Genomic DNA, 26,379 nt, shown 5'->3' on the forward strand with positions numbered 1-26,379 from the left:
TCAGTTCATGCGACCGCTCATTCATCTGAGCTAAGGTGCGCCCTTTATTCGCGCTCGTATGGGATTTGATTATGAACTCCGTTTTTATTGTCGACGATCACCCGGTCATCCGCCTCGCCGTTCGAATGCTGCTGGAGCATGAAGGTTATAAAGTCGTCGGAGAAACCGATAACGGTGTCGATGCCATGCAGATGGTTCGCGAATGCATGCCCGACCTGATCATTCTCGACATCAGCATTCCCAAACTCGACGGTCTGGAGGTCTTGGCCCGCTTCAACTCCATGAGTTCGCCGTTCAAGACCCTGGTGCTGACCGCACAATGCCCGACCCTGTTCGGCATTCGCTGCATGCAGTCAGGTGCGTCGGGGTATGTATGCAAACAGGAAGACCTGAGTGAACTGGTCAGTGCAATCAAAGCCGTACTGTCCGGTTATAACTACTTTCCCAGCCAGGCCTTGAATCCGGTTCGTCACGATGATGTGCGCTATGTAGAACTTGAACTTTTCAAGTCCGTCAATGATCGGGAACTCATGGTCCTGCAACTATTTGCCCAAGGCCGCACCAACAAGGAAATTGCCAAAGGCATGTTTCTCAGCAATAAAACCGTCAGCACTTATAAAAAACGCCTGATGCAAAAACTCAAAGCCAAGTCCCTTGTAGAACTTATCGAAATGGCCAAACGTAACGCACTCGTGTGAGAGCCAACATGCCCAGTCGCTTAAAGAGTTTTCTGATTGCATTGAGTGCATGCCTGAGTCTCAGCGCGCCTGTCACAGTTGCATCGTCAACCTTCCAGGACCTTGCCCTGCTCGCGCGTTCGACCGACAGATCAATTCCGGTCCTGTTCGAGCCATCGCAAGAGGCGTGGCTGCACACTCGCAATGAGTTGATTCTGGGAGCATCCGCTCCGGACTACCCCCCTTTCGACATGACAACCAGCGGACACGACTACGAAGGTTTCACAGCGGACTACGCCGGGCTGGTGGGACAGGCGACGGGGCTACCGGTCAAGGTCAGGCGCTTCGCCTCGCGCGAGGCCGCGATCCGCGCATTGATCGAGGGCAGCATCGACATGCTCGGTACGTCCAACGGGTTCGAAGCGGAGAACGCCAACATCATGCTGTCCAGGCCCTACGCAGTCGATCAACCGGTCCTGGTCACACGCGAAGGCGAAACCCGCTCTCTGACCGAAGGCCTGGCCAGTCTGCGGCTGAGCATGCTCTATCACTACCTGCCGCTGGAGGAGGTCAAGGCGATGTATCCCAAAGCCCTCATCACCTCCTATCCGTCCTACCAGAACGCGATCAATGCCGTCGCGTTCGATCAGGCGGACGTGTTTCTCGGCGACACCATCTCCACTCACTACATGATCAGCAAGGGCTATCTGAACAACATCCGCATGGCCAACTTCGGCAAGCACGAAGCCCACGGCTTCAGCTTCGCCGTGCATCGCAACAATACGCAATTGACCGGCATCATCGACGCGGTGCTCAAGGCGGTTCCGGGCAGCGAGCGCGAAAACATCGCCAAACGCTGGAGTGTCGGCAGCGACACACTGCTCACCGACCAGAAGTTGCAACTGACCAAGCGTGAAGAACAATGGCTGAAAAGGAATCCGGTGGTAAGTGTCGTCGTCAACGAGGCCTTCGCACCGCTGACGTTCTTCGACAGTGATGGCAACTTTCGCGGCATCAGTGCCGACCTGCTCGAGCTTATTCGCCTGCGCACCGGTCTGCGATTCGAGATACGCCGCAGTCGCAGCGATGCCGAGATGATCAGGCAGATTGAAAATCACCAGGCCGACCTGATTGCCGCCCTGCTACCCACCGCTCAGCGCGAGGAAACCCTGACCTTCAGCCGTCCCTACTTGGAAAACTCCTACGTTCTGTTGACCCGAAAAGCGGCCGACAGCCCGACGCACCTGGGCCAGCTCAAACGCAAACGTCTGGCGATCGCGCAGGGCAATCCGATGATCGAATACCTGCGCACCGAATTTCCACGTATCCAGCTGATCGAAACGCCGGACACCTTCAGCGCCGTAGCGTTGCTCGACGAAGGCCAGGTCGAGGGCGCAGTGAACTCGCTGGTCATCGCCAACTACTTCATCTCCTCCCGCATTTTCGAACAGCCACTGCAGATCACCACCACCATCGGCACACGTCAGGCGGCGTTCTCGCTGGCAACTGCCAGGGACAGCACGGAACTGGGCTCGATCATCGACAAGACCCTGATGAGCATTACCCCCGAAGAACTGGGCATCATCAATGGCCGCTGGCGGGGTTACTCAAGTGTTTCGCAAGGCACCTGGCGTCAATACCAGCGCTTTTTCTATCAGGCGATCGGCGGGGCCTGCCTGCTGTTGCTGCTGTCGCTGTTCTGGAATGCCTACATGCGCCGCCAGATCAATCAACGCAAGGCAGCCGAACGGGCGTTGAACGACCAGCTGGAGTTCATGGGTTCACTGGTCAACGGCACGCCCCATCCAATCTATGTGCGTGACCGACAGGGACTTCTGCAAAGCTGCAATGACAGCTATCTCCATGCGTTCAATGCCCGGCGTGAAGACGTCATCGGCAAAAGCGTGATGCAGGGTGCATTGAATAATGCTTTCGAGGCACAGACTTTTCAGGCCGACTACCAGCGGGTGGTGGCCGAGGGCAGGCCGCTGGTGCTCGACCGGCCGCTGCAGATCGGCAACCGGCGCCTGACGATCTATCACTGGATCCTGCCGTACCGGGACTCCAGTGGTGAAGTGCGGGGGATCATCGGCGGCTGGATCGACATCAGTGAGCGTCGCGAGCTGCTCGACGAACTGCGCTCGGCCAAGGAACGGGCGGACGATGCCAATCGCGCCAAAAGTACGTTCCTGGCGACCATGAGCCACGAGATCCGCACCCCGATGAACGCAGTGATCGGCATGCTCGAATTGACGCTCAAGCGCATGGATCAGGCTCACCCGGATCGCTCCGGAATCGAAACGGCCTACCATTCGGCCAAGGATCTGCTGGGCCTGATCGGCGACATACTGGACATTGCCCGCATCGAATCCGGGCGATTGAGCCTGCACCCCGAGCGAATCAACCTGATTGATACCATAGGCTCAGTGGTCAGGATCTTCGAAGGCCTCGCCCGACAGAAACAGCTCTCACTGGAAGTTAGCGTCACTCCTGCCGAATTGAATGTCGATGTGCACCTCGACCCCCTGCGCTTCAAGCAAGTGCTGTCGAACCTGATCAGCAATGCCATCAAGTTCACCGAAGAAGGACACATCAGGATCACGCTGGATGTTCTACCCACGAATGATCCCGAACGCTCGATGGTGCAGTTGACCGTACAGGACAGCGGCATCGGGATCACGACGCAGGATCAGTCGCGTCTGTTCGAACCCTTTGCCCAGGCCGGTAATGGCGGACAGAGAACCGTCAGCGGTGCAGGACTGGGATTGGTCATCAGCCGTAACCTGTGCGAGATGATGGGTGGAAAACTGCGGTTGAGCAGCCTGCCCGGAGTCGGCACCCAGGTCAGTCTGTCGCTGCCACTGACGATTTTTCCAGCGAGAGTGACAAAAGCTGAGGACGAGCCGCAGATTCACGCGTCTCTCACCCCGCTGACGGTTCTGGTGGTCGATGACCATCCGGCCAACCGGTTGCTGATGTGCCAGCAGCTGGAATACCTCGGCCATCGTTTCTGTATCGCCGAAGACGGCCTGCGCGGACTGGAAGAATGGAAGAGCGGTGAGTTCGATCTGGTCATCGCCGATTGCAACATGCCCGTCATGAACGGCTACGAGCTGACCCGCGCGATTCGTCAGCACGAAAAGCTGACCCACCGCCCGGCTTGCACCGTGTTGGGGTTCACCGCCAATGCCCAGCCCGAAGAGATCCTGCGCTGCAAGCAGGCAGGCATGAACGAATGCCTGTTCAAACCCCTGAGCCTCAACAGCCTGAGCCAATGGGTCAACAGCGTTCAGCCGCTGTTCCGCGCGCCGGCGTTCAACCTGCAGGGGCTCACACTGCTGACCGGCGGCAACCCTTCCCAGACTCACCGCCTGCTGGCAGAACTGCTCAACAGCAGCCGCGTTGACCGACAGGAATTGCAGGCACTGTCCCTTACTCGAGATCCCCCTGCGCTGGCCGTCATCGCCCACAAGATCAAGGGCGCAGCCCGAATTGCCCAGGCCTCGCGCCTGATCGACAGCTGCGATGCGCTTGAGCAGGCGTGCCTGCAAGCGCTGCCGGGGGATGAGATCGAGCGTCGCTGTCAGGCCAGCCGTCTCGCCATCCTGGAACTGGAGCAGGCACTGGAACAGCAACTCGCCCGGATCCACCAGAGCAAAGTGACCGGGGCTTAACTATGCTTGGACGCTGAGCAGTGTGCTTACCTATACGGAGAGTCCGCAATGCCCAGCCCACTGCACCCGGAACAACGCCGGTTTCCGCTGCATGTGCACATCAGCGTCATGTTCACTTTTCTGCTGTTGCTCACCGGGGTGGTGCTGGGTCTGTTCAACTATCGGCAGACCACGCAGATCATCCTGTCGAGCAGCGAAAAACTGTTCAACCGCATCGAACAGGACGTGCGCCTTGATCTGCAGGCCACTTATGAACCGATTCGACACCTGCTGAGCCTGCTGGCGGACACCCCCGCCGCCCGCTCTTCCGGCCTCGAACCGCGTCTGGCGCTGCTCAAGCCGTTCAGCCAGTCACTGACGGACAACCCGGACCTGGCCTCGCTGTACCTGGGTTATGGCAACGGCGATTTTTTCATGGTCCGTCCTTTGCGCACACCCGCGCTGAAAACCCTGCTCAAGGCACCCGACGCCGCGGCATTTCAGGTCTGGAGCATCGAACATGACGCCAGCGGTCAGGCGCATTCGCAGTCGCTGTTCTTCGACCAGGCCCTGTCCCCGGTCGGCCGGCAGGACAATCCCGACGATCCTTATGATCCCCGCAGCCGGGCGTGGTACATCAACGCACGGCAGCAGACTGAACAGATCACCACCGAACCCTACGTCTTTTTCTCCACCCACAACGTCGGCACAACACTGGCCCGGCGCAGCGGTGATGACGCGGTAATCGGCGCCGACCTGACCCTCGACGCACTCTCCGCAACCCTGATCAAACACGTGGTGACACCGGCCACGGAAATCGTCCTGTTCGACGCCGAAGGCAACGCCGTGGCCTATCCCGACAGCAGCCGGCTGATCGTCGATGACCGAACGGCGCGTCTGGCCAAGGCTGCCGACTTGAGCCCCGCCCTGCATGCCTTGTTGTCCGGTCACCAGGGCAACCGGCTCAAGGCCGACGGCCGGCAATGGATTGTCGCCCGCAGCCAGTTGCAGGAAGGCGGGCCGAAAGGTTTGCAGATGGCGTTGCTGGTGCCGGAGGACGAGTTGCTGGTCGATGCCTATCGCATGCGCTGGCAAGGCGCGCTGATCACGCTGGCTACTCTGCTGCTGTGCCTGCCGCTCGGGTGGCTGATCTCGCGAATTCTGGTCAAGCCGCTGCATGCGCTGGTCAAGGAAGCCGATGCGATCCGCAGCTTCGATTTCAATTTTCCCGTGACCCGTCGATCACCGGTGCTGGAGGTCGACCAGCTGAGTCTGTCGATGGCCCGCATGAAGGACACCCTGGCCAGCTTCTTTCGGATCACCGACAGCCTGACTGCTGAAACCCGCTTCGAACCGCTGCTGCAACGGGCGCTGTTCGAGACCGTGCAGATCGCCCAGGCTCAGGCGGGCCTGATTTATCTGCGCGAAAACGACGGCAATCGCATGGAGCCCTACGGGCTGGTGGTCGATGGCGCGTCCCAAGCTCTGGCCGCGTTCGATATTCAGGGGCGCAATCTTGACGCCACTCAAAGCCCCGAATGGTTCCGGCAACTGGCGAACGCCAACACGGTGGTGAGCAATCTGGGCTTCGAACAGGCCACCGATCTGCAGAAAGTGCTGCTGGCCATGGCGTCGCCAAGGGTGCACCTGATCGGTATCCGCCTGCATAACCGGCACAACGAGACCGTCGGCCTGCTGGTGCTGTTGATCAATGACAGCGGCACGGCGAGTGATCTGGAAAAGCTGCGGCCCGACCGCATTGCCTTCCTGCAAGCGGTGTCCGGGGCAGCGGCGGTGAGTATCGAAAGCCAGCGCCTGCAAGCCCGGCAGAAGCAACTGCTGGATGCGTTCATTCAACTGCTGGCCGGCGCGATCGATGCCAAGAGCCCTTATACCGGCGGGCATTGCCAGCGTGTGCCGGAGCTGACCCTGATGCTCGCCCACGCCGCCGCGGCCAGTCAGGCACCGGAATTCAGCGATTACCAGCCGAACGAAGACGAATGGGAGGCCCTGCACATCGCCGCATGGCTGCACGATTGCGGCAAGGTCACGACCCCGGAATACGTGGTCGACAAAGCCACCAAACTGGAAACCCTGAACGATCGCCTGCATGAAATCCGCACCCGCTTCGAAGTGCTCAAGCGCGATGCCTGGGTCAGCTACTGGCAAGCCCTGGCCATGGGCGGCGAAGAGCGGCAACTGGCCGAGCTGCGCGACGCAACCCTGACAGCACTGGATGATGATTTTGCATTCGTCGCCCACTGCAATCTGGGCAGTGAAGCGATGGCCGAGGCCGACCTGCAACGCCTGCAAGGCATCGCGAAACGCCCATGGACGCGCACGCTGGATGATCGGCTGGGCCTGTCATGGGAAGAGAACCGGCGTCAGTCACGCACCCCGGCACCGACCTTGCCGGCCACCGAACCGTTGCTGGCAGACAAGCCCGAACATCTGCTGAAACGCGCCGAGGGCGAGCTCATTCCAGAGGACAATCCGTGGGGCTTCAAGCTCGACGTCCCGCCGTACAAATACAATCGCGGCGAGCTGTACAACCTGAGCATCCCCCGGGGCACCCTGACCCGCGAAGAACGCTACATCATCAACCACCACATGGTGCAGACGATCCTGATGCTCAGCCACCTGCCCTTCCCCGGGCATCTGAACAGCGTGGCGGAAATCGCCGGCGGGCATCACGAAAAGATGGACGGCACCGGTTATCCCAAGCGCCTGAAACGCGAAGACATGAGCCTGCCGGCGCGCATGATGGCGATTGCCGATATTTTCGAAGCCCTGACCGCCGCCGACCGCCCGTACAAAAAGGCCAAGTCCCTCAGTGAAGCGCTGGGGATCATGGCCACCATGTGCCGCGAGGCGCACATCGATGCGGAGTTGTTCGGGCTGTTCATCCGCGATGGCGTGTACTTGCAGTACGCCACGCGGTTTCTCGATCCACGGCAGATCGATGCCGTGGACCCGGCGGCCGTGCTGCTCAAGGCAGGCCTGTCGGCGTGATCAGCAGTCGGTCAGGCGCAGGAAGATCGCCGCCAGTTGTTCGATCCCGGCCTGATCGTCGGCACCGAAACGCGCGAGCTTCGGACTGTCGAGGTCGAGCACGCCGATCAGACGGCCGTCCTTGACCAACGGCACGACCAGTTCGCTGTTCGACGCACTGTCGCAGGCGATATGGCCGGGGAACGCGTGAACGTCTTCAACCCGTTGCGTTTGCAAGCTGGCAGCCGCCGCGCCGCACACACCGCGTCCGAACGGAATGCGCACGCAGGCGATCTGGCCCTGGAACGGACCGAGCACCAGCTCTTCGTTGCGATTGAGGTAGAAACCGGCCCAGTTCAGGTCATCGAGCTGGTTGAACAGAAACGCCGAAAACTGCGCGGCGTTGGCGATGAAATCGCGCTCGTCCGCCAGCAGCGATTCCAGTTGCGCGGCCAACATGCCATAGCCTTCGAGGCCCTGGCCGCTCTGTTGCAAATCAATCATGCCTTGTGCTCCAACAATTTCAGTCCCACCCAGTAACGGGCGAATTGGTACGCGCAACGTCCGTTGCGGTTGCCACGGCCGGTTGCCCAGCGCACGGCGAGAATGTCCAGCTGTTCGTCGCGCTCCCAGCTCAGGCCGGCCTTGGCGGCCAACTGGCCGATCCAGTGCTCGACGACGTTGAGGAAATGTTCCTGGGTAAACGGATAGAACGACAGCCACAGGCCGAAACGATCCGACAGCGCGATCTTGTCTTCTACCGCCTCGCTCGGATGCAGCTCGCCATCGACGCGCTTCCAGTTTTCGTTGTCGCTTTCCTTTTCCGGCACCAGATGACGACGGTTGGAAGTGGCGTACAGCAACACGTTGTCAGGTGCCTGTTCGAGCGAGCCGTCCAGCACGCTTTTCAGCACGCGGTAGTCGCCTTCACCGGACTCGAACGACAAGTCGTCGCAGAACAGCACAAAGCGTTGCGGCAGCTTGGCGATCTGCTCCACCACCCGTGGCAGGTCCGCCAGGTGATCGCGCTCGATTTCGATCAAACGCAAACCGGCCTTGGCGTGTTCAGCCAACAGCGCCCGCACCAGCGACGATTTACCGGTACCGCGCGAACCCCACAGCAGCGCGTGGTTGGCCGGCATGCCGTCGAGAAATTGCTGAGTGTTGCGGCCCAGTTGCTCCAGCTGGCGGTCGACGCCGATCAGGTCCGACAAGCGCATGTCGAGGCTGACTTCCAGCGGCAGCAGATAACCGCTGCGACCGTCACGCTGCCAGCGTGCGGCGAGGCAGGTGCCCCAGTCGATGACCGGGCGTGGAGCCGGCAGCAGTGGTTCGATCCGCGCCAGAACCGACTCGGCGCGCTCAAGAAAAGCATTCAATCGGGAATCCACGTCTTCTCCTCGGGCTCGTTCACAGTGATGATGGCGGTGCAGCGACGACACACAGCGTTCGAAACCAGTCCCGGCCCTTGTTACAAGGCGCTTCGGGAACCCCGGAATCCATGCATGATCGACTATGCTTGAGCAGCGAAGGGAAACGGAAGTGGTTCAACACCCCATGGATATCAAATTCACCCACCGGCTGTCGTACAAACAGGCCCGGCTTACCGTGCTGGTCGGGTTCATTCTGGGCACGCTGCTCAGCCTGCTGCAAATCGGCATCGATTATGCCAGTGAAGACGCGTCCATCAACCGTGAAATCCTGTCTTTGCTGGAAATCAGCCACAACCCGGCCTCGCGCATCGCCTATAACATCGATGCCGAACTGGCGCAGGAACTGACCCTGGGCCTGCTGCGCTCGCCGGCGATCATTTCCGCACAACTGACCGACAACAATCAGACGGTGCTGGCCAACGTCAAACGCCCGGAGCTGCAAAGCGGCTACCGGATGATCAGCGACTTCCTGTTCGGCGCCAAACGCCAGTTCGAAGACCGCCTCTACCTCGATCACCTGCCCAACGAATCCCTCGGCACCTTGAAACTGGAAGTCGACACCTACGCGTTCGGCAGCCGCTTCCTGCGCCGGGCCGAGGTCACGCTGCTCAACGGGTTTGCCCGCAGCCTGATTCTCACCGGGATTCTGCTCGCGCTGTTCTACGTGATGCTGACCAAACCGCTGGTGCGGGTGATCCGCGAACTCAGCGGCCGCGACCCGCGCAGCGCCGAGCCGACGACCCTGGAATGTCCGGGCGGGCACGCCAACGACGAGATCGGCGTGCTGGTCAAGGTTGCCAACCAGCAGTTCGAAAACATCGCCACCGAAATCCAGCAGCGGCGCAATGCGGAAAACCGCCTCACCGACTACCTCGCGCAACTCGAAGACATCGTGTCGGCGCGTACCGCCGAGCTCAAGGCGATCAACGCGCGGCTCAGCCAGTCCAACCAGGAACTGGAAGTGGCCCGCAGCACGGCACTGGACATGGCCGAGGCACGCTCGGCGTTTCTCGCCAACATGAGCCACGAGATCCGCACTCCGCTCAACGGCCTGCTGGGGATGATCGCCCTGTCGCTCGACGGCCCGCTCAACGCCGAACAACAGCAACAACTGTCGATCGCCCACGACTCGGGCAAGGTATTGGTGGAGCTGCTCAACGATATTCTCGACCTGTCGAAATTCGATGCCGGGCAACTGGAGCTCGAACACATTCCATTCGATCTTGGCTCGCTGATCGAAGACACCGCCAACCTGCTGTCGCAGAACGCGGCGCCGAGTGTCGAACTGACCTGCCTGATCGATCCGTACTTTCCGGCGCTGGTGCTCGGCGATCCGACCCGGGTCAGGCAGATCGTCAGCAACCTGTTGTCCAACGCCCTGAAATTCACCCGCTTCGGTCGGGTCGATGTGCGCTTGTCCACCTGGAAAGACGGCGTCCGGATCGAAGTCTGCGACACCGGTATCGGCATCGCCCAGGAAGCGCAGGTGAAGATTTTCCAGCCGTTCACCCAGGCGGGTGCCGGCATCACCCGCCAGTACGGCGGCACCGGGTTGGGCCTGGCACTGACCTACAACCTGTGCGAAGCCATGCAGGGGCGCCTGACCATCAGTTCCGAAGTGGGTTTCGGTAGTCAGTTCTGCGCCGAACTGCCACTGCCCTGCCACACCCGAGCGGTGATTCCGCCACCGTTGCACGGCAAGGTGCTGGCAATCACCAACGCGGTCAGCGGGCTGGCGGAACTGCTGGAAAGTCTGCTGCCGGTCTGGGGACTGACCTACGAGCAGCGAACCCTCGACGACCCGCTGCTCGGTCTGTCCCCCGACGTCATCATCACCGACTGCCCGGAATGCCTGTTCGGCCTGCGCCCGGCGATGACGGCACCGATTCTGCTGGTGACTGCCTACGGCAGTTTCATGCCGGGTGAAGAAGCCGCCGCCCTCGCCCCGTTGCAGCAGCAGGCGCGACCGCTGGCTCGCAACGCGCTGTATCAGAATCTGCGCCGGACGCTGTTGCCGGATCTCACCACCATCGACCGCGCACGCCTCGAAAGCGTGCCGTCGCAGCGGCGCGGTCGGGTGCTGCTGGTGGAGGACAACCCGGTCAACCAGTTGGTGGCCAAGGGCATGCTGGGCAAACTCGGTTGCGACGTTGTAGTCGCCGCCCATGGCGTGGAAGCGCTGGATCAGCTGGAACACGACGAATTCGATCTGGTGCTGATGGACTGCAACATGCCGGTGATGGACGGCTACGAAGCCAGCCGCCAGATCCGTCAGAGCGGGCGCTGGCCGCATCTGCCGATTGTCGCCCTGACCGCCAACGCCATGTCCGAGGAGCGCGAACGTTGCCGGGCAGCGGGCATGAGCGACTATCTGGCCAAGCCGTTCCGTCGGGAAGAACTGGCGGCGCTGCTGGACCAGTGGATTCCGACTACGACAGTGCTTTGATCTGCCCCAGCAAGTGATCGAGACCGTCGCGCAAGTCATTGAGCCGGTCCAGATCCACCCCGCTGTCGCACAACAGCCGCGCCTTCAACGGCCCGACCTGTTCACGCAGCGCCTGCCCCTGCGGCGTGAGGCTCAGATGAACCTCGCGTTCGTCCCGGGCCGAGCGCTGACGCTGGACCAGTTGCAGTTGCTCCAGACGTTTGAGCAGCGGCGTCAGCGTGCCGGAATCCAGTGCCAGACGTTCACCCAGCGCCTTGACCGTCGGCTGCTCCGGCGCGGATTGCTGCCACTCCCACAACACCAGCATCGCCAGGTATTGCGGGTAGGTCAGGCCAAGCTGATCGAGCATCGGTTTGTAGGCACGGATCACCGCCCGCGATGCGGCATACAACTTGAAGCACAGCTGACTGTCGAGCTTCAGCGAATCGGCGGACAGGCTGTTCATTTGAGCAGGGCTTCGATCTCGCGGCTCAGATCCTGCGGCTTGGTGGCCGGGGCGAAGCGCTTGACCAACTGGCCGTCCTTGCCGATCAGGAACTTGGTGAAATTCCACTTGATGCCCTGAGAGCCCAGCACGCCTGGCGCGCGTTTCTTCAACTGCACGAACAGTGGATGCGCGCCGTTACCATTGACTTCGATCTTCTTGAACAGCGGGAAGCTGACACCGTAGTTCAGCTCGCAGAACTCGCTGATGGCGCCCTCGTTGCCCGGCTCCTGCTTGCCGAACTGATTGCACGGGAAGCCCAGCACCACCAGGCCCTGATCCTTGTAGGTCTGCCACAGTTCTTCAAGGCCTTTGTACTGCGGCGTGAAACCGCATTTGCTGGCGGTGTTGACCACCAGCACTGCCTTGCCGGCGAAATCGGCGAGGGTCTTCTGCTCGCCTTTGATGGTGGTGCACGGAATGTTCAGCAGGTTATCGCTCATGGTGCGCACTCTTGAAAAATGGGTAGACGGCAAAAATAGCGAGCAATTGAATTGTGTGCAATTTAATTATTCGAAAGGCGACCCATGGATCGCCCGTATCGGTTACTCGCGCGGCACCAGGTCCAGGCACACCGAGTTGATGCAGTAACGCAGGCCGGTCGGCGGCGGACCGTCAGGGAATACGTGGCCCAGGTGCGCATCGCACTTGGCGCATTTCACTTCGGTGCGGATCATGCCGTGGCTGGTGTCACGGATTTCGGTCATGGCGCTCTCGCCGATCGGCGCGTAGAAGCTTGGCCAGCCGCAACCGGAATCGAATTTGGTCTTGGAATCAAACAATGGCTCGTTGCAGCAGACGCAGTGATAGACACCGTCAGTCTTGGTGGCGTTGTATTTACCGGAGAACGGTCGCTCGGTAGCACTGAGACGGCACACGTTGTATTGCTCGGGGTCGAGCATCGCCCGCCATTCTTCCAGGGTCTTTTCAATCTTTTCCATCATCACACCTCAGCGGCTGAAAAAGCCCGATCTGTACCTTTTCCACGGATCGGGCGGCACGTATGATTGCGCCTCGTCACACGCCAGTCTGGCAGCGGGTTCCTGCGCATTCAAACGGATTGTTGGAAACCGCCGCTCGAGACACTTGCCTGTGTGAAGACGCAGGATTCCCAGCACGGTTGTCCACCCGCCGCCTGGATCGTTCATTTTCGGGATCACATCGCCATGCAGTTCAGCAAATCGAACAAGCTCGCCAACGTCTGCTACGACATTCGCGGCCCGGTGCTCAAGCACGCCAAACGCCTGGAAGAGGAAGGCCATCGCATCCTCAAGCTGAACATCGGCAACCCGGCGCCCTTTGGTTTCGAAGCGCCGGACGAAATTCTCCAGGATGTGATCCGCAACCTGCCGACCGCCCAGGGCTACAGCGATTCCAAAGGCCTGTTCAGCGCGCGCAAGGCGGTGATGCAGTACTACCAGCAGAAGCAGGTCGAAGGTGTCGGCATCGAGGACATCTACCTGGGCAACGGCGTGTCCGAGCTGATCGTGATGTCGCTGCAGGCGCTGCTCAACAACGGCGACGAAGTGCTGGTGCCGGCGCCGGACTACCCACTGTGGACCGCAGCCGTGAGCCTGGCCGGCGGTAACGCGGTGCATTACCTGTGCGACGAGGGCGCCGACTGGTTCCCGGACCTGGCCGACATCAAGGCCAAGATCACCCCGAACACCAAGGCGATGGTGATCATCAACCCGAACAACCCGACCGGCGCGGTGTATTCGAAAGAAGTGCTGCTGGGCATGCTCGAGCTGGCCCGTCAGCACAACCTGGTGGTGTTCTCCGACGAGATCTACGACAAGATCCTCTACGACGACGCCGTGCACATCTGCACCGCTTCGCTGGCCCCGGACCTGCTGTGCCTGACCTTCAACGGTCTGTCCAAGTCGTATCGCGTGGCGGGTTTCCGTTCCGGCTGGATCGCCATTTCCGGGCCGAAACACAACGCTCACAGCTACATCGAAGGCATCGACATGCTGGCCAACATGCGTCTGTGCGCCAACGTGCCGAGCCAGCATGCAATTCAGACCGCACTCGGCGGCTACCAGAGCATCAACGATCTGGTGCTGCCACAAGGTCGCCTGCTGGAACAGCGCAACCGTACCTGGGAATTGCTCAACGACATTCCCGGCGTGAGCTGCGTGAAGCCGATGGGCGCACTGTACGCGTTCCCGAAGATCGACCCGAAAGTCTGCCCGATCCACAACGACGAGAAATTCGTGCTCGATCTGCTGCTCTCCGAGAAGCTGCTGGTAGTGCAAGGCACGGCGTTCAACTGGCCGTGGCCTGACCACTTCCGCGTGGTCACCCTGCCGCGGGTCGATGACCTGGACATGGCCATCGGTCGCATCGGCAACTTCCTCAAGTCCTACCGCCAGTAACCGGCGCTCAGTGCGCAACGGCCCGAACGTTGCGCACTGTCTGATTCAGCAACACTTCTGCTCCGCCCCTCCTCCAGCACCTTCTACACTTGCGACTCATACGAATCATGCGTGCCTGACGCAATGAGACCGGGTGCCGTGTGCCTGTCATCCATACCGGATTCAGCAGTGGGAAATATCCCATGCCCGACAAATCCGGTGTAGGACACAGTTTGAAATAGTCACTCGGTTGAATCGCCAGGTGCCGCGCCTTATATACCCCGCAGTACGCTACATCTTTAGCTTGAGGAGATTTCTACAACCATGATGCGCATCCTGCTGTTTTTGGCCACTAACCTGGCGGTCGTGCTGATAGCCAGCATCACCCTGAGCCTTTTTGGCTTCAACGGGTTCATGGCGGCCAACGGGGTTGATCTCAACCTCAGTCAGCTGCTGGTTTTCTGTGCAGTCTTTGGTTTCGCCGGGTCCCTGTTCTCGCTGTTCATCTCCAAGTGGATGGCGAAGATGAGCACCAGCACCCAGATCATCACCCAGCCACGCACCCGCCACGAACAATGGCTGCTGCAAACCGTCGAGCAACTGTCCCGGGAAGCCGGGATCAAGATGCCCGAGGTGGGGATTTTCCCGGCCTATGAAGCCAACGCCTTCGCCACCGGCTGGAACAAGAACGACGCACTGGTCGCAGTCAGCCAGGGTTTGCTTGAGCGTTTCAAGGAAGATGAAGTGCGGGCCGTGCTGGCTCACGAGATCGGTCACGTGGCCAATGGCGACATGGTCACCCTGGCGCTGATCCAGGGCGTGGTGAACACCTTCGTGATGTTCTTCGCGCGAATCATCGGCAACTTCGTCGACAAGGTGATCTTCAAGAACGAAGAAGGCCAAGGCATGGCCTACTACATCGCGACCATCTTCGCCGAGCTGGTGCTGGGCATTCTGGCCAGCGCCATCGTGATGTGGTTCTCGCGTAAACGCGAGTTCCGTGCCGACGATGCAGGTGCCCGCCTGGCCGGTACCGGCGCGATGATCAACGCCTTGCAACGCCTGCGCGCCGAACAAGGCCTGCCGGTGCACATGCCGGACACCCTGAACGCCTTTGGCATCAACGGTGGCATCAAGCAAGGGTTCGCCCGCATGTTCATGAGCCACCCGCCGCTGGAAGAGCGTATCGACGCCCTGCGTCGTCGCGGCTGATCAAACCGGCGCACCAACGAAAAGGCCCGCAGTGATGCGGGCCTTTTTTTGCCTGTCGATTACGCCCCGGAAATCCGGTAGACCCGCTCTTCCAGCCGAGTTACGCCGGCTTGCACGAACTTCCAGCTGTCACCGAGCACATCCTGCTCCTCCAGCATCTCGACACGCCAGACACTGCCCAGCAAACGCTGCACTTCGGCATCGTCTACGGAAAATGGCGGCCCGGGCATCTGCGACTGGTCATAATCCAGCGTCACCAACAGCCCTCGGCATGTCGGCAAAAGACCCTGCAAGTGCGCCGCATAACGCTCGCGCATCGCGGGCGGCAAGGCGATCACCGCCGCCCTGTCATACAGTGCGGTGCAACCGGCAACATCATCTGCCGTCAGCGAGAAGAAATCCCCGCACCACAACTCGATCGCGCCCGCGCGATAAACCTTGAAACCGCCTTGCTCGCTCACCCGCGGCTGCAATTGCTGCTCAATAAAGAAGTCTTCCACGGCCTTCTCCGACAGCTCGACACCAAGCACCTGATGACCTCGGCCGGCGAGCCACAGCAGATCCAGGCTTTTACCGCACAACGGCACCAGCACACGCGCCTGCGCCGGGATGGCCAGCTCGGGCCAGTGCCGCTGCAAATACGGGTTCACCTCAGGCTGATGAAAGCCGATCTGGTTCAATTCCCATTTCTTGTGCCAAAACTCCGGCTGCATGCATCCTCCTAAGAATTCGATCAAAAGACGTTAAAACTTATATTGGAATTAGATCAATGAACTGACTGAAGATGGGTCATCTTAACGCTCAGGAATCCTTCCATGTTTCCCAGCCTGTTTATCTCTCACGGCTCGCCCATGCTGGCGCTGGAGCCCGGTGCCAGCGGTCCGGCCCTGGCGCGACTGGCAGCCGAACTGCCACGCCCGAAAGCCATCGTCATCGTTTCCGCCCATTGGGAAAGCCACGAGCTGCTGGTCAGCAGCCATGCGCAACCGGAAACCTGGCACGACTTCGGCGGTTTCCCCCGCGCGCTGTATGAAGTGCAGTATCCGGCACCGGGCAATCCGCAAATGGCCCGCGAGGTTGCCGATCTGCTGACCGCCAACAACCTGCCGGCGCGTCTCGACCCGCAACGACCGTTCGATCACGGCGTGTGGGTGCCGCTCTCGCTGATGTACCCGCAAGCCGACATCCCGGTGGTTCAGGTTTCCCTGCCCAGCCGTGGCGGCCCGGCGTTGCAGAACCGCGTCGGTCAAGCGCTGGCCAGTCTGCGCGAACAGGGCATTCTGTTGATCGGCTCCGGCAGCATCACCCACAACCTGCGGGAACTGGACTGGCACGCCGGCCCGGAAAGCGTCGAGCCATGGGCCCGGGATTTCCGCGACTGGATTGTCGACAAGCTCGCCGCCAACGACGAAGCCGCCCTGCACGATTACCGCCAGCAGGCACCGAACGCCGTGCGCAGCCATCCGAGTGACGAGCATCTGCTGCCGCTGTACTTCGCCCGAGGTGCCGGTGGTGATTTCAGCATTGCCCATCAAGGTTTCACCATGGGTGCACTGGGTATGGACATCTACCGCTTCGGCTGATGCCTAAATCGCAGGCAAAAAAAATCCCCGAACCAGTCGGGGATTTTTTATGTTCGATCAATCAGCCCAGAGGCGGATCAATCTTCGCGGTAGCGACGCAGTTTCAGCTGCTTGCCGGCAACGCGAGTGTCCTTCAGTTTGGTCAGGAGCTTGTCCAGACCATCTTCCGGCAGCTCGACGAGGCTGAAGCTGTCACGCACCTGGATGCGACCGATGGCTTCACGTGCCAGACCACCTTCGTTGAGGATGGCGCCCAGCAGGTTTTTCGCCGCGATACCGTCACGCGCGCCCAGCGCGGTACGGCAACGGGCACGGCCTTCGCCCAAAGGCATTGGCGCACGACGCTCGCGGTCACCACGTTCCGGACGATCACCGGAACGCTCAGGACGGTCGCCACGCGGTGCGCTGTTTGGCACCAGTGGACGTTCCTTCTCGATCGCTGCCAGGTTCAGCGCCTGACCATTGGTGGCCTTGCGCAGCAGAGCGGCAGCCAGGGCACGCGGGGTGCAACCGATGTCGGCGGTCAGGCGATCCAGCAGATCACCGTGAGTCGATTCGGCGTCAGCCACCAGCGGCGACAGGCTGTTGGTCAGTTTCTTGATGCGGGCATCGAGAACGGCCTGGGCGTCCGGCAGACGCACTTCGGCAACTTTCTGACCGGTCACACGCTCGATCACTTGCAGCATGCGGCGCTCACGCGGAGTCACCAGCAGCAGCGCGCGGCCTTCGCGACCGGCACGGCCGGTACGGCCGATACGGTGCACGTAGGATTCCGGATCGTACGGCATGTCCACGTTGAAAACGTGGGTGATGCGCGGAACGTCCAGACCACGGGCGGCAACGTCGGTCGCTACAACGATGTCCAGACGGCCATCTTTCAGCGAGTCGATGACGCGCTCACGCTGGTTCTGGGCGATGTCGCCGTTCAACGCGGCGGCTTTGTAGCCTTTGGCGTCGAGGGCGCTGGCCAGATCCAGGGTCGCTTGCTTGGTGCGCACGAACATGATCAGAGCGTCGAAATCTTCCACTTCCAGCAAGCTGAGAACGGCAGAAGTCTTCTGGTCAGCGTGAACCAACAGGTGAGCCTGTTCGATCGCGGTAACGGTCTGGGTCTTGCTCTGGATCTTCACGTGCTTTGGATCGCGCAGGTGACGCTCGGCGATGGCACGGATCGATTGCGGCAGGGTCGCCGAGAACAATACGGTCTGACGGGTTTCCGGCATGGCCTTGAAGATGACTTCGAGGTCGTCCATGAAGCCCAGTTTGAGCATTTCGTCTGCTTCGTCGAGAACCAGGTGGTTCACGGTCTGCAGCACTTTTTCGTCGCGACGCAGGTGGTCGCACAGACGGCCCGGAGTGGCGACAACGATCTGTGCACCATTACGGATTGCTTTCAATTGTGGGCCCATCGGCGCGCCGCCGTAGACAGCCACAACAGTCACGCCCGGCATTTGCTTGGCGTAGGTTTCGAAAGCGGTTGCAACTTGTAGCGCCAACTCACGAGTTGGGGCCAGGATCAGAGCTTGCGGCTCGCGCTTGGACGGATCGATGCGGTGCAGGATAGGCAGGGCAAAGGCAGCGGTTTTACCGGTACCGGTTTGCGCCTGACCAATCATATCGTGACCGGCGAGGATGATCGGGATCGACTGCTGCTGAATGGCCGAAGGCTCTTCATAGCCGGTAGCGACTACTGCAGCGACAATATTGGGATGAAGTTCAAGAGCGGCGAAGCCGCCGATTTCCTGGGTCATGGGTCTGCCTCTAAGTGCATCCGCAAAGACCCATGCTCCAAAGCTGCACATGCCGTGTTGAGACTCAAGAGTCGCCCTGGCAGCTTTGTCGGCGGGGATTTGCGAAAACGAATGAATGAAAAAGAATCGTCAAGGAAGAGCCCGCAGTGCGGACGTGCAGCCGAAGCTGACTTCGGGGAATTGCGCTACCTAAACGCGGCCCGGTTAAAGGCCGGCGCGCACTATACCGGAATTTGCCCAAAAAGGGAGCTTTTTTTATCGGCGAAATACAGTTGTCACCGCTGTGTAACGGGGTTTTGCGGATAATCGGGCAAAGGTCTATTTTTCAAAGACCCCGGCCCTGCGGGCGATGGCGCTTAAACGATTCACCGACGTGCGGCATCTGGTCGCTGCACCTTTTCTTCCCCTGCGAGGAAACACCCATGAATCAGCCCTGCCCCGGCCGCGTGAGCCGTGCGCGCCACGGTCACGTGCATTTGATCGGCCTGGACCGCGCCGCCAAGCGCAATGCCTTCGACCTCGACCTGCTCAACGACCTGGCCCTGGCCTACGGTGAATTCGAGGCCGACAGCGACGCACGGGTGGCGGTGGTGTTCGGGCATGGCGAGCACTTCACCGCCGGGCTCGATCTGGTCAACGCCAGTTCCGCCCTCGCCCAGGGCTGGCAGGTGCCGCCCGGTGGTTGCGATCCATGGGGCGTGTTCGTCGGGCCACGGGTCAGCAAACCGGTGATCGTCGCGGCGCAGGGTTATTGCCTGACCATCGGCATCGAATTGATGCTCGCCGCCGACATCAACCTGTGCGCGAGCAACACTCGGTTCGCCCAGATGGAAGTGCAGCGCGGGATCTTTCCGTTCGGCGGCGCGACGTTACGCTTTCATCAGGTCGCCGGCTGGGGCAATGCGATGCGCTGGCTGCTGACCGGCGACGAGTTTGATGCCCATGATGCGTTGCGCCTGGGTCTGGTGCAGGAAGTCATGGCCAGCGAAGACTTGCTGCCACGCGCCATCGAATTGGCCGAGCGAATCGCCCGACAGGCGCCGTTGGGCGTGCAGGCAACGTTGATGTCGGCACGCCAGGCGCGCTATGAAGGCGAGACCGCAGCGGCTAAAAGCTTGCCGCCGCTGGTGAAGAAGTTGCTGGCCACTGAAGACGCCAAGGAAGGTGTGCGCTCGCTGGTGGAGCGCAGGCCCGGCGTTTTCAAAGGCCTTTGAAGATCAGGTCGCCGGACGGATGCAGTTGATCAACGTCTGCAACGAGTAACCCAGCTTCGGCGCCAGCGCTTCAGCCCGGGCGGTCAGCGCCTGCATATCCAGCACCTGATCAAGATCCGCCGGCACGATCAGAATGACGTTGCCCTCCTTCACCGGCAGTTCCCAGTAATGCCGGTGATAGAGCCCGCGCAGCAGCGCCGCGCCCAAGGGTTTGCCGTCATCGGTGGCCCATTGGTTGATCACCAGCCAGCCGCCAGGATTCAGACGCTTCTGACAGTCACCGAGGAAATTCCACGCAAGGTGCCCGGCGCCGGGACCGACATCGGTGTACAGGTCGACGAAGATCAGATCCGCAGGTTCAGCGGTCGGCAGCAGTTCGAGGGCATCGCCGACGCGGATGTACAGCCGTGGATCGTCATCCAGCCCGAGGTATTCGATGGCCAGACGCGGCACGTCCGGGCGCAACTCGATGGCTTCGACATCTTCCAGCGGCAGGAACTTGAGGCAGGCCTGAGTCAGCGTTCCCGCGCCCAAACCGAGAAACAGCGCGCTCTCCGGTTGCTCGTGGCACAGCGCGCCGATCAGCATCGCCCGGGTGTAGTCGTACTCCAGCCAGCTCGGGTCGGCGGTAAACACGCAGCTTTGCTCGATCGCATCGCCGAACTCCAGAAAGCGGTAGTCGGCCACTTCCAGCACGCGAATCACGCCGAACTCATCCTGTACCTCGGCGAGCAACAGCTCGACGCGCTCCTCAGTCATTTCGTCTCCTGGTGGTCACCGGGCGCGGTGACGCGATGGCACCGATCTGGCGCCGTGGCAAAGCGGCGATTGTCGGCGAAGCGGCGGGAGCAGGTCACGCACTAATTGCTGCTAACATGGCCGTCCGTGCGTAGAACCTTAGAGACCGTGATGAGCCAACCCTGGAGCCCTGACAGCTGGCGCGCCCTGCCGATCCAGCAACAACCCCAATACCCCGACGCCGCACATCTGCGCCAGGTCGAGCAGACGCTGGCCAGCTACCCGCCGCTGGTGTTTGCCGGCGAAGCGCGCGAGCTGCGTCGTCAGTTTGCCGAAGTCACCCAGGGCCGGGCGTTCCTGCTGCAGGGCGGCGACTGCGCGGAAAGCTTCGCCGAGTTCTCCGCCGCGAAGATCCGCGACACCTTTAAAGTGTTGCTGCAGATGGCAATCGTCATGACCTTCGCCGCCGGCTGCCCGGTGGTCAAAGTCGGGCGCATGGCCGGCCAGTTCGCCAAGCCGCGCTCGGCCAACGACGAGACCATCGACGGCGTGACCCTGCCGGCCTACCGTGGCGACATCGTCAACGGTATCGGTTTCGACTCGGCGAGCCGCGTGCCGGATCCGGAGCGTCTGCTGCAGTCCTATCACCAGTCCACCGCCACCCTCAACCTGCTGCGCGCTTTCGCCCAGGGCGGTTTTGCCGACCTGCATCAGGTGCACAAGTGGAACCTCGATTTCATCGCCAACTCGGCGCTGGCCGAAAAATACAGCCACCTCGCCGACCGTATCGATGAAACCCTGGCGTTCATGCGCGCCTGCGGCATGGACAGCTCGCCGCAACTGCGCGAAACCAGTTTCTTCACCGCCCACGAAGCGCTGCTGCTGAACTACGAAGAAGCCTTCGTGCGCCGCGACAGCCTGACCAACGATTACTACGATTGCTCGGCGCACATGCTGTGGATCGGCGACCGCACCCGTCAGCTCGACGGCGCCCACGTCGAATTCCTGCGCGGGGTGAACAACCCGATCGGGGTGAAAGTCGGCCCGAGCATGAACCCCGACGACCTGATCCGCCTGATCGACGTGCTCAACCCGGACAACGATCCGGGCCGCCTCAACCTGATCGCACGGATGGGTGCGAACAAGGTCGGCGATCACCTGCCGGCGCTGATCCGCGCGGTGCAGCGCGAAGGCAAGCAGGTGCTGTGGAGTTCCGACCCGATGCACGGCAACACCATCAAGGCCAGCAGCGGCTACAAGACCCGCGACTTCGCGCAGATTCTTGGCGAGGTGAAGCAGTTCTTCCAGGTTCACGAAGCGGAGGGCAGCTACGCCGGCGGTATCCACATCGAAATGACCGGGCAGAACGTTACCGAGTGCATCGGTGGCGCGCGGCCAATCACTGAAGACGGCTTGTCGGATCGCTATCACACTCACTGCGACCCACGGATGAATGCCGATCAGTCGCTGGAACTGGCATTCTTGATTGCCGAGACGCTGAAACAGGTCAAACGCTAAATCGCGATGACGTTGGCTCGGTCGTTTTCGACTTGAGCCAACGCCACCCGCAATCGCCCCGCACTTTCCCGCTGACAATTGAGCTGCACGTGCTCAAGTCCCAACCAGTCCGCCATGCGCCGCAAATTCAGCGCCAGCGCCAGCATCCCCGCGTCATCCAGTCCGGGTTCTTCCTCGTGCACCGCATGCACTGCCAACCGCCCCGCCGCCCGTTCAGCACGCAGATCGACCCGCGCGGCAATCCGTTCATTGTGCAGGAACGGCAGCACGTAATAGCCGTAGACCCGCTTGTCCTGCGGCGTGTAGATCTCCAGCCGATAGCGAAAATCGAACAGCCGCTCGGTCCGGCTGCGCTCCCAGATCAGTGAGTCGAACGGCGACAGCAATGCACTGGCCTCGACCTTGCGCGGGATTTTCGGCTCGGGCAGACAATAAGCAATCTGGCGCCAACCGGCGACTTCGCAGGTCAGCAGCTGCCCGTCCTCGACCAGTTCGGCCAGACGCGGGCGGGCATCGGAAGGATTCAGGCGGAAGTAATCACGCAGGTCTTTTTCCGTGCCGACACCCAGCGCCTGCGCTGCATGCAATAACAAACCGCGCTGCGCCTCGGCCTCATCGGGCAATGGCCGCTGCAGCACGGAAGCCGGAATCACCCGCTCGGGCAAGTCATACAAACGCTCGAAACCACGGCGTCCGGCGACGGTGACTTCGCCAGCGGCAAAAAGCCATTCCAAGGCGTGCTTTTCCGCGCTCCAGTCCCACCATGGCCCGGCCTTTTCCTTGCGGGTCGACAGGCTGCCGGCGCCCAGTGCGCCCTGCTCTTCGACCGACGCCAGCACCCGGCGAATGGTATCCTGCTGCTCGCGACCGAATCGCGCCAGTTGCTGATAGATGTCTTCACCACGTCTGGCCCGCTGCATACGCCAGCCCATCAGCGGGTACATCGACAGCGGCAGCAACGACGCCTCATGGCCCCAGTATTCGAACAGCGAACGACGACGCCCCGAACTCCAGGCAGCCTGGTCGAGCAAGTCAGCAGAGTAGGAACCAAGACGGGAGAACAGCGGCAGGTAGTGCGAGTGCACCACGGCATTGACGGAGTCGATCTGCAACAGGCCGAGGCGTTCGATCAGCCGGTTGACGTGCATCGCCTTGACAGCCGGCGGCTGGCGCCCGTGAAACCCTTGGGCAGCCAGTGCCAGACGTCGAGCCTGTTTAAGGGAAAAGGACAATGTCGCGGGCATGTGTTCCTCCATGTCTGCTCGCAACCTACCTCACCTGAAAGTGGTTTGTGTAGCAATGGCCTCATCATTTATGCATCGGATCATCCCAGAACGGCCGCACCGACTCATGTTCGACATCGGCACGGCTGACCCCGATGTCCTTCAACGCTTCGTCGCTCAGACTGGCAAGCAACTCGCGTTCGCGGTGAAGTTCGTACCAGCGACTAAACTTGTGCAGCAAATCGGTAATCAGATGGACCGGCACTCTGTCATCGCTCACATAGACTTTTTGACCTTTCATCGTGTTGCCCTCCTTTAGGGATGGCTCAAGTCTCGCGCCGGCGCTACGATCAATCCAACGAATGTTTCTGATGGCATGCATCACGGAGATTCATCAATTGTCGGCATATCCCAGTATCGATACCGATGTCCTGCGCACCTTTGTCGCGATTGCCGATCAGGGCGGTTTTACCCGTGCCGGCGAAATGGTCAACCGCACCCAATCGGCGGTGAGCATGCAGATGAAGCGTCTGGAAGAGGACGTGTTGCAGCGCCAGTTGTTCGAGCGCGACGGGCGTCAGGTGCGCCTCACCGCCGAAGGCCAGGTGTTGCTCGGCTACGCGCGGCGCATCCTGAAATTGCACAGTGAAGTTTTCAACACCCTGCGCGAGCCGCACATGGTCGGCACGGTGCGGATCGGTACGCCGGACGATTACGTGATGCGGTTTCTGCCGGGGATCCTGTCGCGCTTCGCCCAGTTCTATCCGTTGATCCAGATCGAAGTGCATTGCGAGTCGACCAAACAATTGCTGCAGCGCACGGATCTGGATCTTTCGATCGTCACCCGCGAGCCGGGCAACGAGATTGGCCAGTTGCTGCGCAAGGAGCGCTTCGTCTGGGCCGAGGCGCAGAATTTCAGCGCCCACGAACAGACGCCGTTGCCGCTGGCGATGTTCAATAGTGATTGCTTTTGCCGCCTGTGGGCCTGTAACGCGCTGGACGCGATGGGCCGCGAGTACCGGATTGCCTACAACAGCACCAGCCTGTCGGCGTTGATGGCAGTGGTGAGCGCGGGTCTGGCGATCACCGCGCAACTGGAAAGCCTGATCACCCCGGATCTGCGCATTCTCGGCGCCGCCGAAGATCTGCCGCTGTTGCCCGAGGCCAGCATCATGCTGATCCGCAACCTCAACAATCCCTCGCCGATCACCGAATGCCTGGCCGAGCACATCGTCGAAGGCTTCAAACTTTAAAGGCGAGCATCACCGCGCACAGCACCAGGAACCCGCAGAACAGCCCGCGCAGGAGTTTTTCCGGCATCGCGTGGGCCACTTTCACGCCCCAGCTGATGCTGGCCAGACCGCCAATGGCCAGCGGCAGGCCGATCATCCAGTCCACTTCGTGGTGCACCGCGTACGTCACCAGCGTGACGCCGGTGCTCGGCAACGCCAGCGCCAGCGACAGGCCTTGGGCAACCACCTGAGTGGTGCCGAACAGGCTGGTCAGCACCGGCGTCGCCACCACCGCCCCACCGACACCGAACAAGCCGCCCATGGTGCCCGACGCCGCGCCGAGCACGCCCAGCCACGGCCATGAATAACGCATCTCGGAAGTCGCTGCCGGACGCGCGCCAAACATGCGCACCAGGTTGTAGGCCGACAACGCCACGAGGAACGCGACAAAGCCGATGCGCATGGTTTGCGCGTCGATGCCCACGGCCCAGATCGAGCCGATCCACGCGAAACAGAATCCCATCACCGCCAACGGCATTGCATGCCGGAGCTCAATGCGATTGCGCTGATGATAACGCCACAGCGCCAGCATCACGTTCGGCACCACCATCACCAGCGCCGTGCCTTGGGCGATCTGCTGATCGAGCCCGAACCACACGCCCAGCAGCGGAATGGCGATCAAGCCACCACCGATGCCGAAGATCCCACCCAGCGTGCCGAGGGCGGCGCCAAACAACAGGTACAGCAAAAACTCGATCACAGCAGAATTCCTCAAACGTCAGGCGACTCATCCTACGCAGTCGACGCTGGCACGGAAACGCACAGCAACGCACAATGGCTGTGCCAAATCCGCATAGGCACTGAACTGATTCATGAATCCCAATCAATTGACCGAACAACTCGGGCTGTTTCTCGATGTGCTGGAAAGTGGCAGTTTCTCCGCCGCCTCACGCCGACATCCGCTGACGCCGTCCGCCGTTGCCCGGCGTATCGACAGTCTGGAAAGCGCTGTCGGCAGCCAGTTGTTCATCCGCAGCACTCACGCGGTGCGCGCCACGCCGGCGGGTCTGGCGTTTGCCGAACGGGCGCGACGGATCGTTGCCGAGCTGCAACTGGCCCGGGCGGAAGCGGTGTCCCTGAGCAGCGCGCCGGAGGGTCTGATTCGGGTGGATGCGCCGGCGGCATTCGGGCGCCGGCATCTGGCGCCAGTGATTGCCGATTTTCTGGTGCTGTATCCGGGGCTCGACGTGCAGCTGCATCTGATCGACAGCTTCGTGGACATGGACGGTTCGAACCTGGGCAAGGTCGATCTGGTATTGCGCGCCGGGCAGATGGCCGACACCCGGCTGGTCGCCACACCGTTGGCGAGCATGGTGCGCATCGCCTGCGCCAGCCCCGATTATCTCAAGCGCCGAGGCGTGCCGAGCGAGCCAGCGCAATTGAGTGAACATGACGGTCTGGATTGGGACGGTCTTGCCCCGCCCTTCGCCTGGCGCTTCGAACAGGACGGGCAGATGCAATTGCATCGTCCGGCGCGGGTGCGCATGAGCGCCAACAACGCCGAGGCGCTGGTTTGCGGTGCGCTCGCGGGACTCGGGATCGCGCATCTGCCGACCTGGCTGGCCAGCGAATACCTGCTGCGCGGCGAGTTGCTGCCGCTGTTCTGTGAAAACGGCCTGCCAAAACCGGAGAGCACCGGCATCTACGCGCTGCGGCTGGAGCAACAGGCCAGCTCCCGCAGTCGCTTGCTGCTGGAATACCTCAAGACCCGGTTCAGCCCCGTGCCGCCGTGGGATCTGGCCCTGCAGCGGGAACTGGGCCGGCACTGACCGATTCGCCACCGGGCACAATTGTCTGGCGCATTAAA

Annotated in this window: 22 protein-coding genes; 11 read left to right on the top strand and 11 right to left on the bottom strand. The window is 61.2% G+C overall.

Annotated elements, in window-relative coordinates:
• The first annotated feature begins 71 nt into the window (after nt 1–71).
• From C1X29_RS23615 to C1X29_RS23625, 3 genes are read left to right on the top strand one after another with little or no spacing between them, the layout of a single operon-like run.
• On the top strand, nt 72–698 hold the full coding sequence (locus C1X29_RS23615) for a response regulator transcription factor (RefSeq protein ID WP_007955724.1): 627 nt from the start codon (nt 72–74) through the stop codon (nt 696–698).
• A gap of 8 nt (nt 699–706) precedes the next feature.
• On the top strand, nt 707–4,351 hold the full coding sequence (locus C1X29_RS23620; protein WP_085744961.1) for a transporter substrate-binding domain-containing protein: 3,645 nt from the start codon (nt 707–709) through the stop codon (nt 4,349–4,351).
• A 48-nt stretch (nt 4,352–4,399) separates the two neighbouring features.
• Nucleotides 4,400–7,342 carry an HD domain-containing phosphohydrolase gene (locus C1X29_RS23625; protein WP_102718496.1) on the top strand — a complete coding sequence of 981 codons (2,943 nt, stop codon included), beginning with the start codon at nt 4,400–4,402 and terminating at the stop codon, nt 7,340–7,342.
• Here C1X29_RS23625 and C1X29_RS23630 read toward each other — a convergent pair whose 3' ends face one another.
• Nucleotides 7,343–7,825 carry a GAF domain-containing protein gene (locus C1X29_RS23630; RefSeq protein ID WP_011335287.1) on the bottom strand — a complete coding sequence of 161 codons (483 nt, stop codon included), beginning with the start codon at nt 7,823–7,825 and terminating at the stop codon, nt 7,343–7,345.
• A complete protein-coding gene (locus C1X29_RS23635; RefSeq protein ID WP_007955716.1) occupies nt 7,822–8,712 on the bottom strand; it encodes an ATP-binding protein in 891 nt (296 codons plus the stop codon). The genes C1X29_RS23630 and C1X29_RS23635 overlap by 4 nt, the downstream gene beginning before the upstream one ends.
• A gap of 166 nt (nt 8,713–8,878) precedes the next feature.
• On the opposite strand from C1X29_RS23635, the gene C1X29_RS23640 reads away from it, so the two are divergent.
• Nucleotides 8,879–11,200, top strand: coding sequence for a response regulator (locus C1X29_RS23640; protein ID WP_085744963.1), 2,322 nt, complete (start codon nt 8,879–8,881; stop codon nt 11,198–11,200).
• Here the strand turns inward: C1X29_RS23640 and C1X29_RS23645 are convergent.
• The 3 genes from C1X29_RS23645 to msrB all read right to left on the bottom strand — a co-directional run bounded on the left by C1X29_RS23645 (nt 11,184) and on the right by msrB (nt 12,625).
• The gene (locus C1X29_RS23645; RefSeq protein WP_085744964.1) at nt 11,184–11,645 is read right to left on the bottom strand and encodes a MarR family winged helix-turn-helix transcriptional regulator; all 462 of its coding nucleotides are present in this window, start codon (nt 11,643–11,645) and stop codon (nt 11,184–11,186) included. The two genes, C1X29_RS23640 and C1X29_RS23645, sit on opposite strands and share 17 nt — an antisense overlap.
• The gene (locus tag C1X29_RS23650; protein ID WP_085607138.1) at nt 11,642–12,127 is read right to left on the bottom strand and encodes a glutathione peroxidase; all 486 of its coding nucleotides are present in this window, start codon (nt 12,125–12,127) and stop codon (nt 11,642–11,644) included. Before C1X29_RS23650 ends, C1X29_RS23645 begins: the two co-directional genes overlap by 4 nt.
• A gap of 102 nt (nt 12,128–12,229) precedes the next feature.
• Nucleotides 12,230–12,625, bottom strand: a complete 396-nt coding sequence (gene msrB, locus C1X29_RS23655; protein ID WP_064383288.1) for a peptide-methionine (R)-S-oxide reductase MsrB — start codon at nt 12,623–12,625, stop codon at nt 12,230–12,232.
• Nucleotides 12,626–12,850: 225 nt separating this feature from the next.
• Here msrB and C1X29_RS23660 point away from each other — a divergent pair, with 225 nt between their 5' ends.
• Entirely contained in the window at nt 12,851–14,062 is a 1,212-nt protein-coding gene (locus C1X29_RS23660; RefSeq protein WP_007955711.1) for a pyridoxal phosphate-dependent aminotransferase, read from the top strand.
• 303 nt (nt 14,063–14,365) lie between these two features.
• Nucleotides 14,366–15,253: a protease HtpX gene (gene htpX, locus C1X29_RS23665; protein WP_007955710.1), complete on the top strand. Its 888-nt coding sequence runs from the start codon at nt 14,366–14,368 to the stop codon at nt 15,251–15,253.
• A gap of 59 nt (nt 15,254–15,312) precedes the next feature.
• Here htpX and C1X29_RS23670 read toward each other — a convergent pair whose 3' ends face one another.
• Nucleotides 15,313–15,966, bottom strand: a complete 654-nt coding sequence (locus tag C1X29_RS23670; protein WP_102718497.1) for a thiopurine S-methyltransferase — start codon at nt 15,964–15,966, stop codon at nt 15,313–15,315.
• Between the two features lie 102 nt (nt 15,967–16,068).
• On the opposite strand from C1X29_RS23670, the gene C1X29_RS23675 reads away from it, so the two are divergent.
• Nucleotides 16,069–16,836: a class III extradiol ring-cleavage dioxygenase gene (locus C1X29_RS23675; RefSeq protein ID WP_085744966.1), complete on the top strand. Its 768-nt coding sequence runs from the start codon at nt 16,069–16,071 to the stop codon at nt 16,834–16,836.
• A gap of 77 nt (nt 16,837–16,913) precedes the next feature.
• Here the strand turns inward: C1X29_RS23675 and C1X29_RS23680 are convergent, their stop codons facing one another.
• The gene (locus C1X29_RS23680) at nt 16,914–18,587 is read right to left on the bottom strand and encodes a DEAD/DEAH box helicase (RefSeq protein ID WP_085744967.1); all 1,674 of its coding nucleotides are present in this window, start codon (nt 18,585–18,587) and stop codon (nt 16,914–16,916) included.
• A gap of 422 nt (nt 18,588–19,009) precedes the next feature.
• Here C1X29_RS23680 and C1X29_RS23690 point away from each other — a divergent pair, with 422 nt between their 5' ends.
• Nucleotides 19,010–19,801, top strand: coding sequence for a crotonase/enoyl-CoA hydratase family protein (locus C1X29_RS23690; protein ID WP_102718498.1), 792 nt, complete (start codon nt 19,010–19,012; stop codon nt 19,799–19,801).
• A 3-nt stretch (nt 19,802–19,804) separates the two neighbouring features.
• On the opposite strand, the gene C1X29_RS23695 is transcribed toward C1X29_RS23690, so the two are convergent.
• Nucleotides 19,805–20,560, bottom strand: coding sequence for a spermidine synthase (locus C1X29_RS23695; RefSeq protein WP_007955705.1), 756 nt, complete (start codon nt 20,558–20,560; stop codon nt 19,805–19,807).
• Nucleotides 20,561–20,710: 150 nt separating this feature from the next.
• On the opposite strand from C1X29_RS23695, the gene C1X29_RS23700 reads away from it, so the two are divergent.
• Nucleotides 20,711–22,057 carry a class II 3-deoxy-7-phosphoheptulonate synthase gene (locus tag C1X29_RS23700; RefSeq protein WP_007955704.1) on the top strand — a complete coding sequence of 449 codons (1,347 nt, stop codon included), beginning with the start codon at nt 20,711–20,713 and terminating at the stop codon, nt 22,055–22,057.
• Here the strand turns inward: C1X29_RS23700 and C1X29_RS23705 are convergent.
• Both C1X29_RS23705 and C1X29_RS23710 read right to left on the bottom strand, forming a co-directional pair.
• Nucleotides 22,054–23,301, bottom strand: coding sequence for a winged helix-turn-helix domain-containing protein (locus tag C1X29_RS23705; RefSeq protein WP_102718499.1), 1,248 nt, complete (start codon nt 23,299–23,301; stop codon nt 22,054–22,056). The two genes, C1X29_RS23700 and C1X29_RS23705, sit on opposite strands and share 4 nt — an antisense overlap.
• Nucleotides 23,302–23,365: 64 nt before the next feature.
• Complete coding sequence (locus C1X29_RS23710; RefSeq protein ID WP_085744970.1) at nt 23,366–23,581, bottom strand: DUF1127 domain-containing protein; 216 nt, start codon at nt 23,579–23,581, stop codon at nt 23,366–23,368.
• A 97-nt stretch (nt 23,582–23,678) separates the two neighbouring features.
• Here C1X29_RS23710 and C1X29_RS23715 point away from each other — a divergent pair, with 97 nt between their 5' ends.
• Entirely contained in the window at nt 23,679–24,533 is an 855-nt protein-coding gene (locus C1X29_RS23715) for a LysR substrate-binding domain-containing protein (protein ID WP_007955701.1), read from the top strand.
• On the opposite strand, the gene C1X29_RS23720 is transcribed toward C1X29_RS23715, so the two are convergent.
• Nucleotides 24,523–25,272 carry a sulfite exporter TauE/SafE family protein gene (locus tag C1X29_RS23720; RefSeq protein WP_102686458.1) on the bottom strand — a complete coding sequence of 250 codons (750 nt, stop codon included), beginning with the start codon at nt 25,270–25,272 and terminating at the stop codon, nt 24,523–24,525. The two genes, C1X29_RS23715 and C1X29_RS23720, sit on opposite strands and share 11 nt — an antisense overlap.
• Before the next feature lie 112 nt (nt 25,273–25,384).
• Here C1X29_RS23720 and C1X29_RS23725 point away from each other — a divergent pair, with 112 nt between their 5' ends.
• Entirely contained in the window at nt 25,385–26,341 is a 957-nt protein-coding gene (locus C1X29_RS23725; protein WP_011335300.1) for a LysR family transcriptional regulator, read from the top strand.
• The last annotated feature ends 38 nt before the right edge of the window (nt 26,342–26,379 follow it).

It is taken from the genome of Pseudomonas sp. GW456-12-10-14-LB2 (genome assembly GCF_002884345.1).
Classification (GTDB): Bacteria; Pseudomonadota; Gammaproteobacteria; order Pseudomonadales; family Pseudomonadaceae; genus Aquipseudomonas; species Aquipseudomonas paraglycinae.

Excerpts from the sequence above, each read along its gene's own strand:
- C1X29_RS23615 (WP_007955724.1), top strand. The coding sequence starts at position 72 with ATGAACTCCGTTTTTATTGTCGACGATCACCCGGTCATCCGCCTCGCC.
- C1X29_RS23620 (WP_085744961.1), top strand. The coding sequence starts at position 707 with ATGCCCAGTCGCTTAAAGAGTTTTCTGATTGCATTGAGTGCATGCCTG.
- C1X29_RS23625 (WP_102718496.1), top strand. The coding sequence starts at position 4,400 with ATGCCCAGCCCACTGCACCCGGAACAACGCCGGTTTCCGCTGCATGTG.
- C1X29_RS23630 (WP_011335287.1), bottom strand. The coding sequence starts at position 7,825 with ATGATTGATTTGCAACAGAGCGGCCAGGGCCTCGAAGGCTATGGCATG.
- C1X29_RS23640 (WP_085744963.1), top strand. The coding sequence starts at position 8,879 with ATGGATATCAAATTCACCCACCGGCTGTCGTACAAACAGGCCCGGCTT.
- C1X29_RS23645 (WP_085744964.1), bottom strand. The coding sequence starts at position 11,645 with ATGAACAGCCTGTCCGCCGATTCGCTGAAGCTCGACAGTCAGCTGTGC.
- C1X29_RS23650 (WP_085607138.1), bottom strand. The coding sequence starts at position 12,127 with ATGAGCGATAACCTGCTGAACATTCCGTGCACCACCATCAAAGGCGAG.
- msrB (WP_064383288.1), bottom strand. The coding sequence starts at position 12,625 with ATGGAAAAGATTGAAAAGACCCTGGAAGAATGGCGGGCGATGCTCGAC.
- C1X29_RS23660 (WP_007955711.1), top strand. The coding sequence starts at position 12,851 with ATGCAGTTCAGCAAATCGAACAAGCTCGCCAACGTCTGCTACGACATT.
- htpX (WP_007955710.1), top strand. The coding sequence starts at position 14,366 with ATGATGCGCATCCTGCTGTTTTTGGCCACTAACCTGGCGGTCGTGCTG.
- C1X29_RS23670 (WP_102718497.1), bottom strand. The coding sequence starts at position 15,966 with ATGCAGCCGGAGTTTTGGCACAAGAAATGGGAATTGAACCAGATCGGC.
- C1X29_RS23675 (WP_085744966.1), top strand. The coding sequence starts at position 16,069 with ATGTTTCCCAGCCTGTTTATCTCTCACGGCTCGCCCATGCTGGCGCTG.
- C1X29_RS23680 (WP_085744967.1), bottom strand. The coding sequence starts at position 18,587 with ATGACCCAGGAAATCGGCGGCTTCGCCGCTCTTGAACTTCATCCCAAT.
- C1X29_RS23690 (WP_102718498.1), top strand. The coding sequence starts at position 19,010 with ATGAATCAGCCCTGCCCCGGCCGCGTGAGCCGTGCGCGCCACGGTCAC.
- C1X29_RS23695 (WP_007955705.1), bottom strand. The coding sequence starts at position 20,560 with ATGACTGAGGAGCGCGTCGAGCTGTTGCTCGCCGAGGTACAGGATGAG.
- C1X29_RS23700 (WP_007955704.1), top strand. The coding sequence starts at position 20,711 with ATGAGCCAACCCTGGAGCCCTGACAGCTGGCGCGCCCTGCCGATCCAG.
- C1X29_RS23705 (WP_102718499.1), bottom strand. The coding sequence starts at position 23,301 with ATGCCCGCGACATTGTCCTTTTCCCTTAAACAGGCTCGACGTCTGGCA.
- C1X29_RS23710 (WP_085744970.1), bottom strand. The coding sequence starts at position 23,581 with ATGAAAGGTCAAAAAGTCTATGTGAGCGATGACAGAGTGCCGGTCCAT.
- C1X29_RS23725 (WP_011335300.1), top strand. The coding sequence starts at position 25,385 with ATGAATCCCAATCAATTGACCGAACAACTCGGGCTGTTTCTCGATGTG.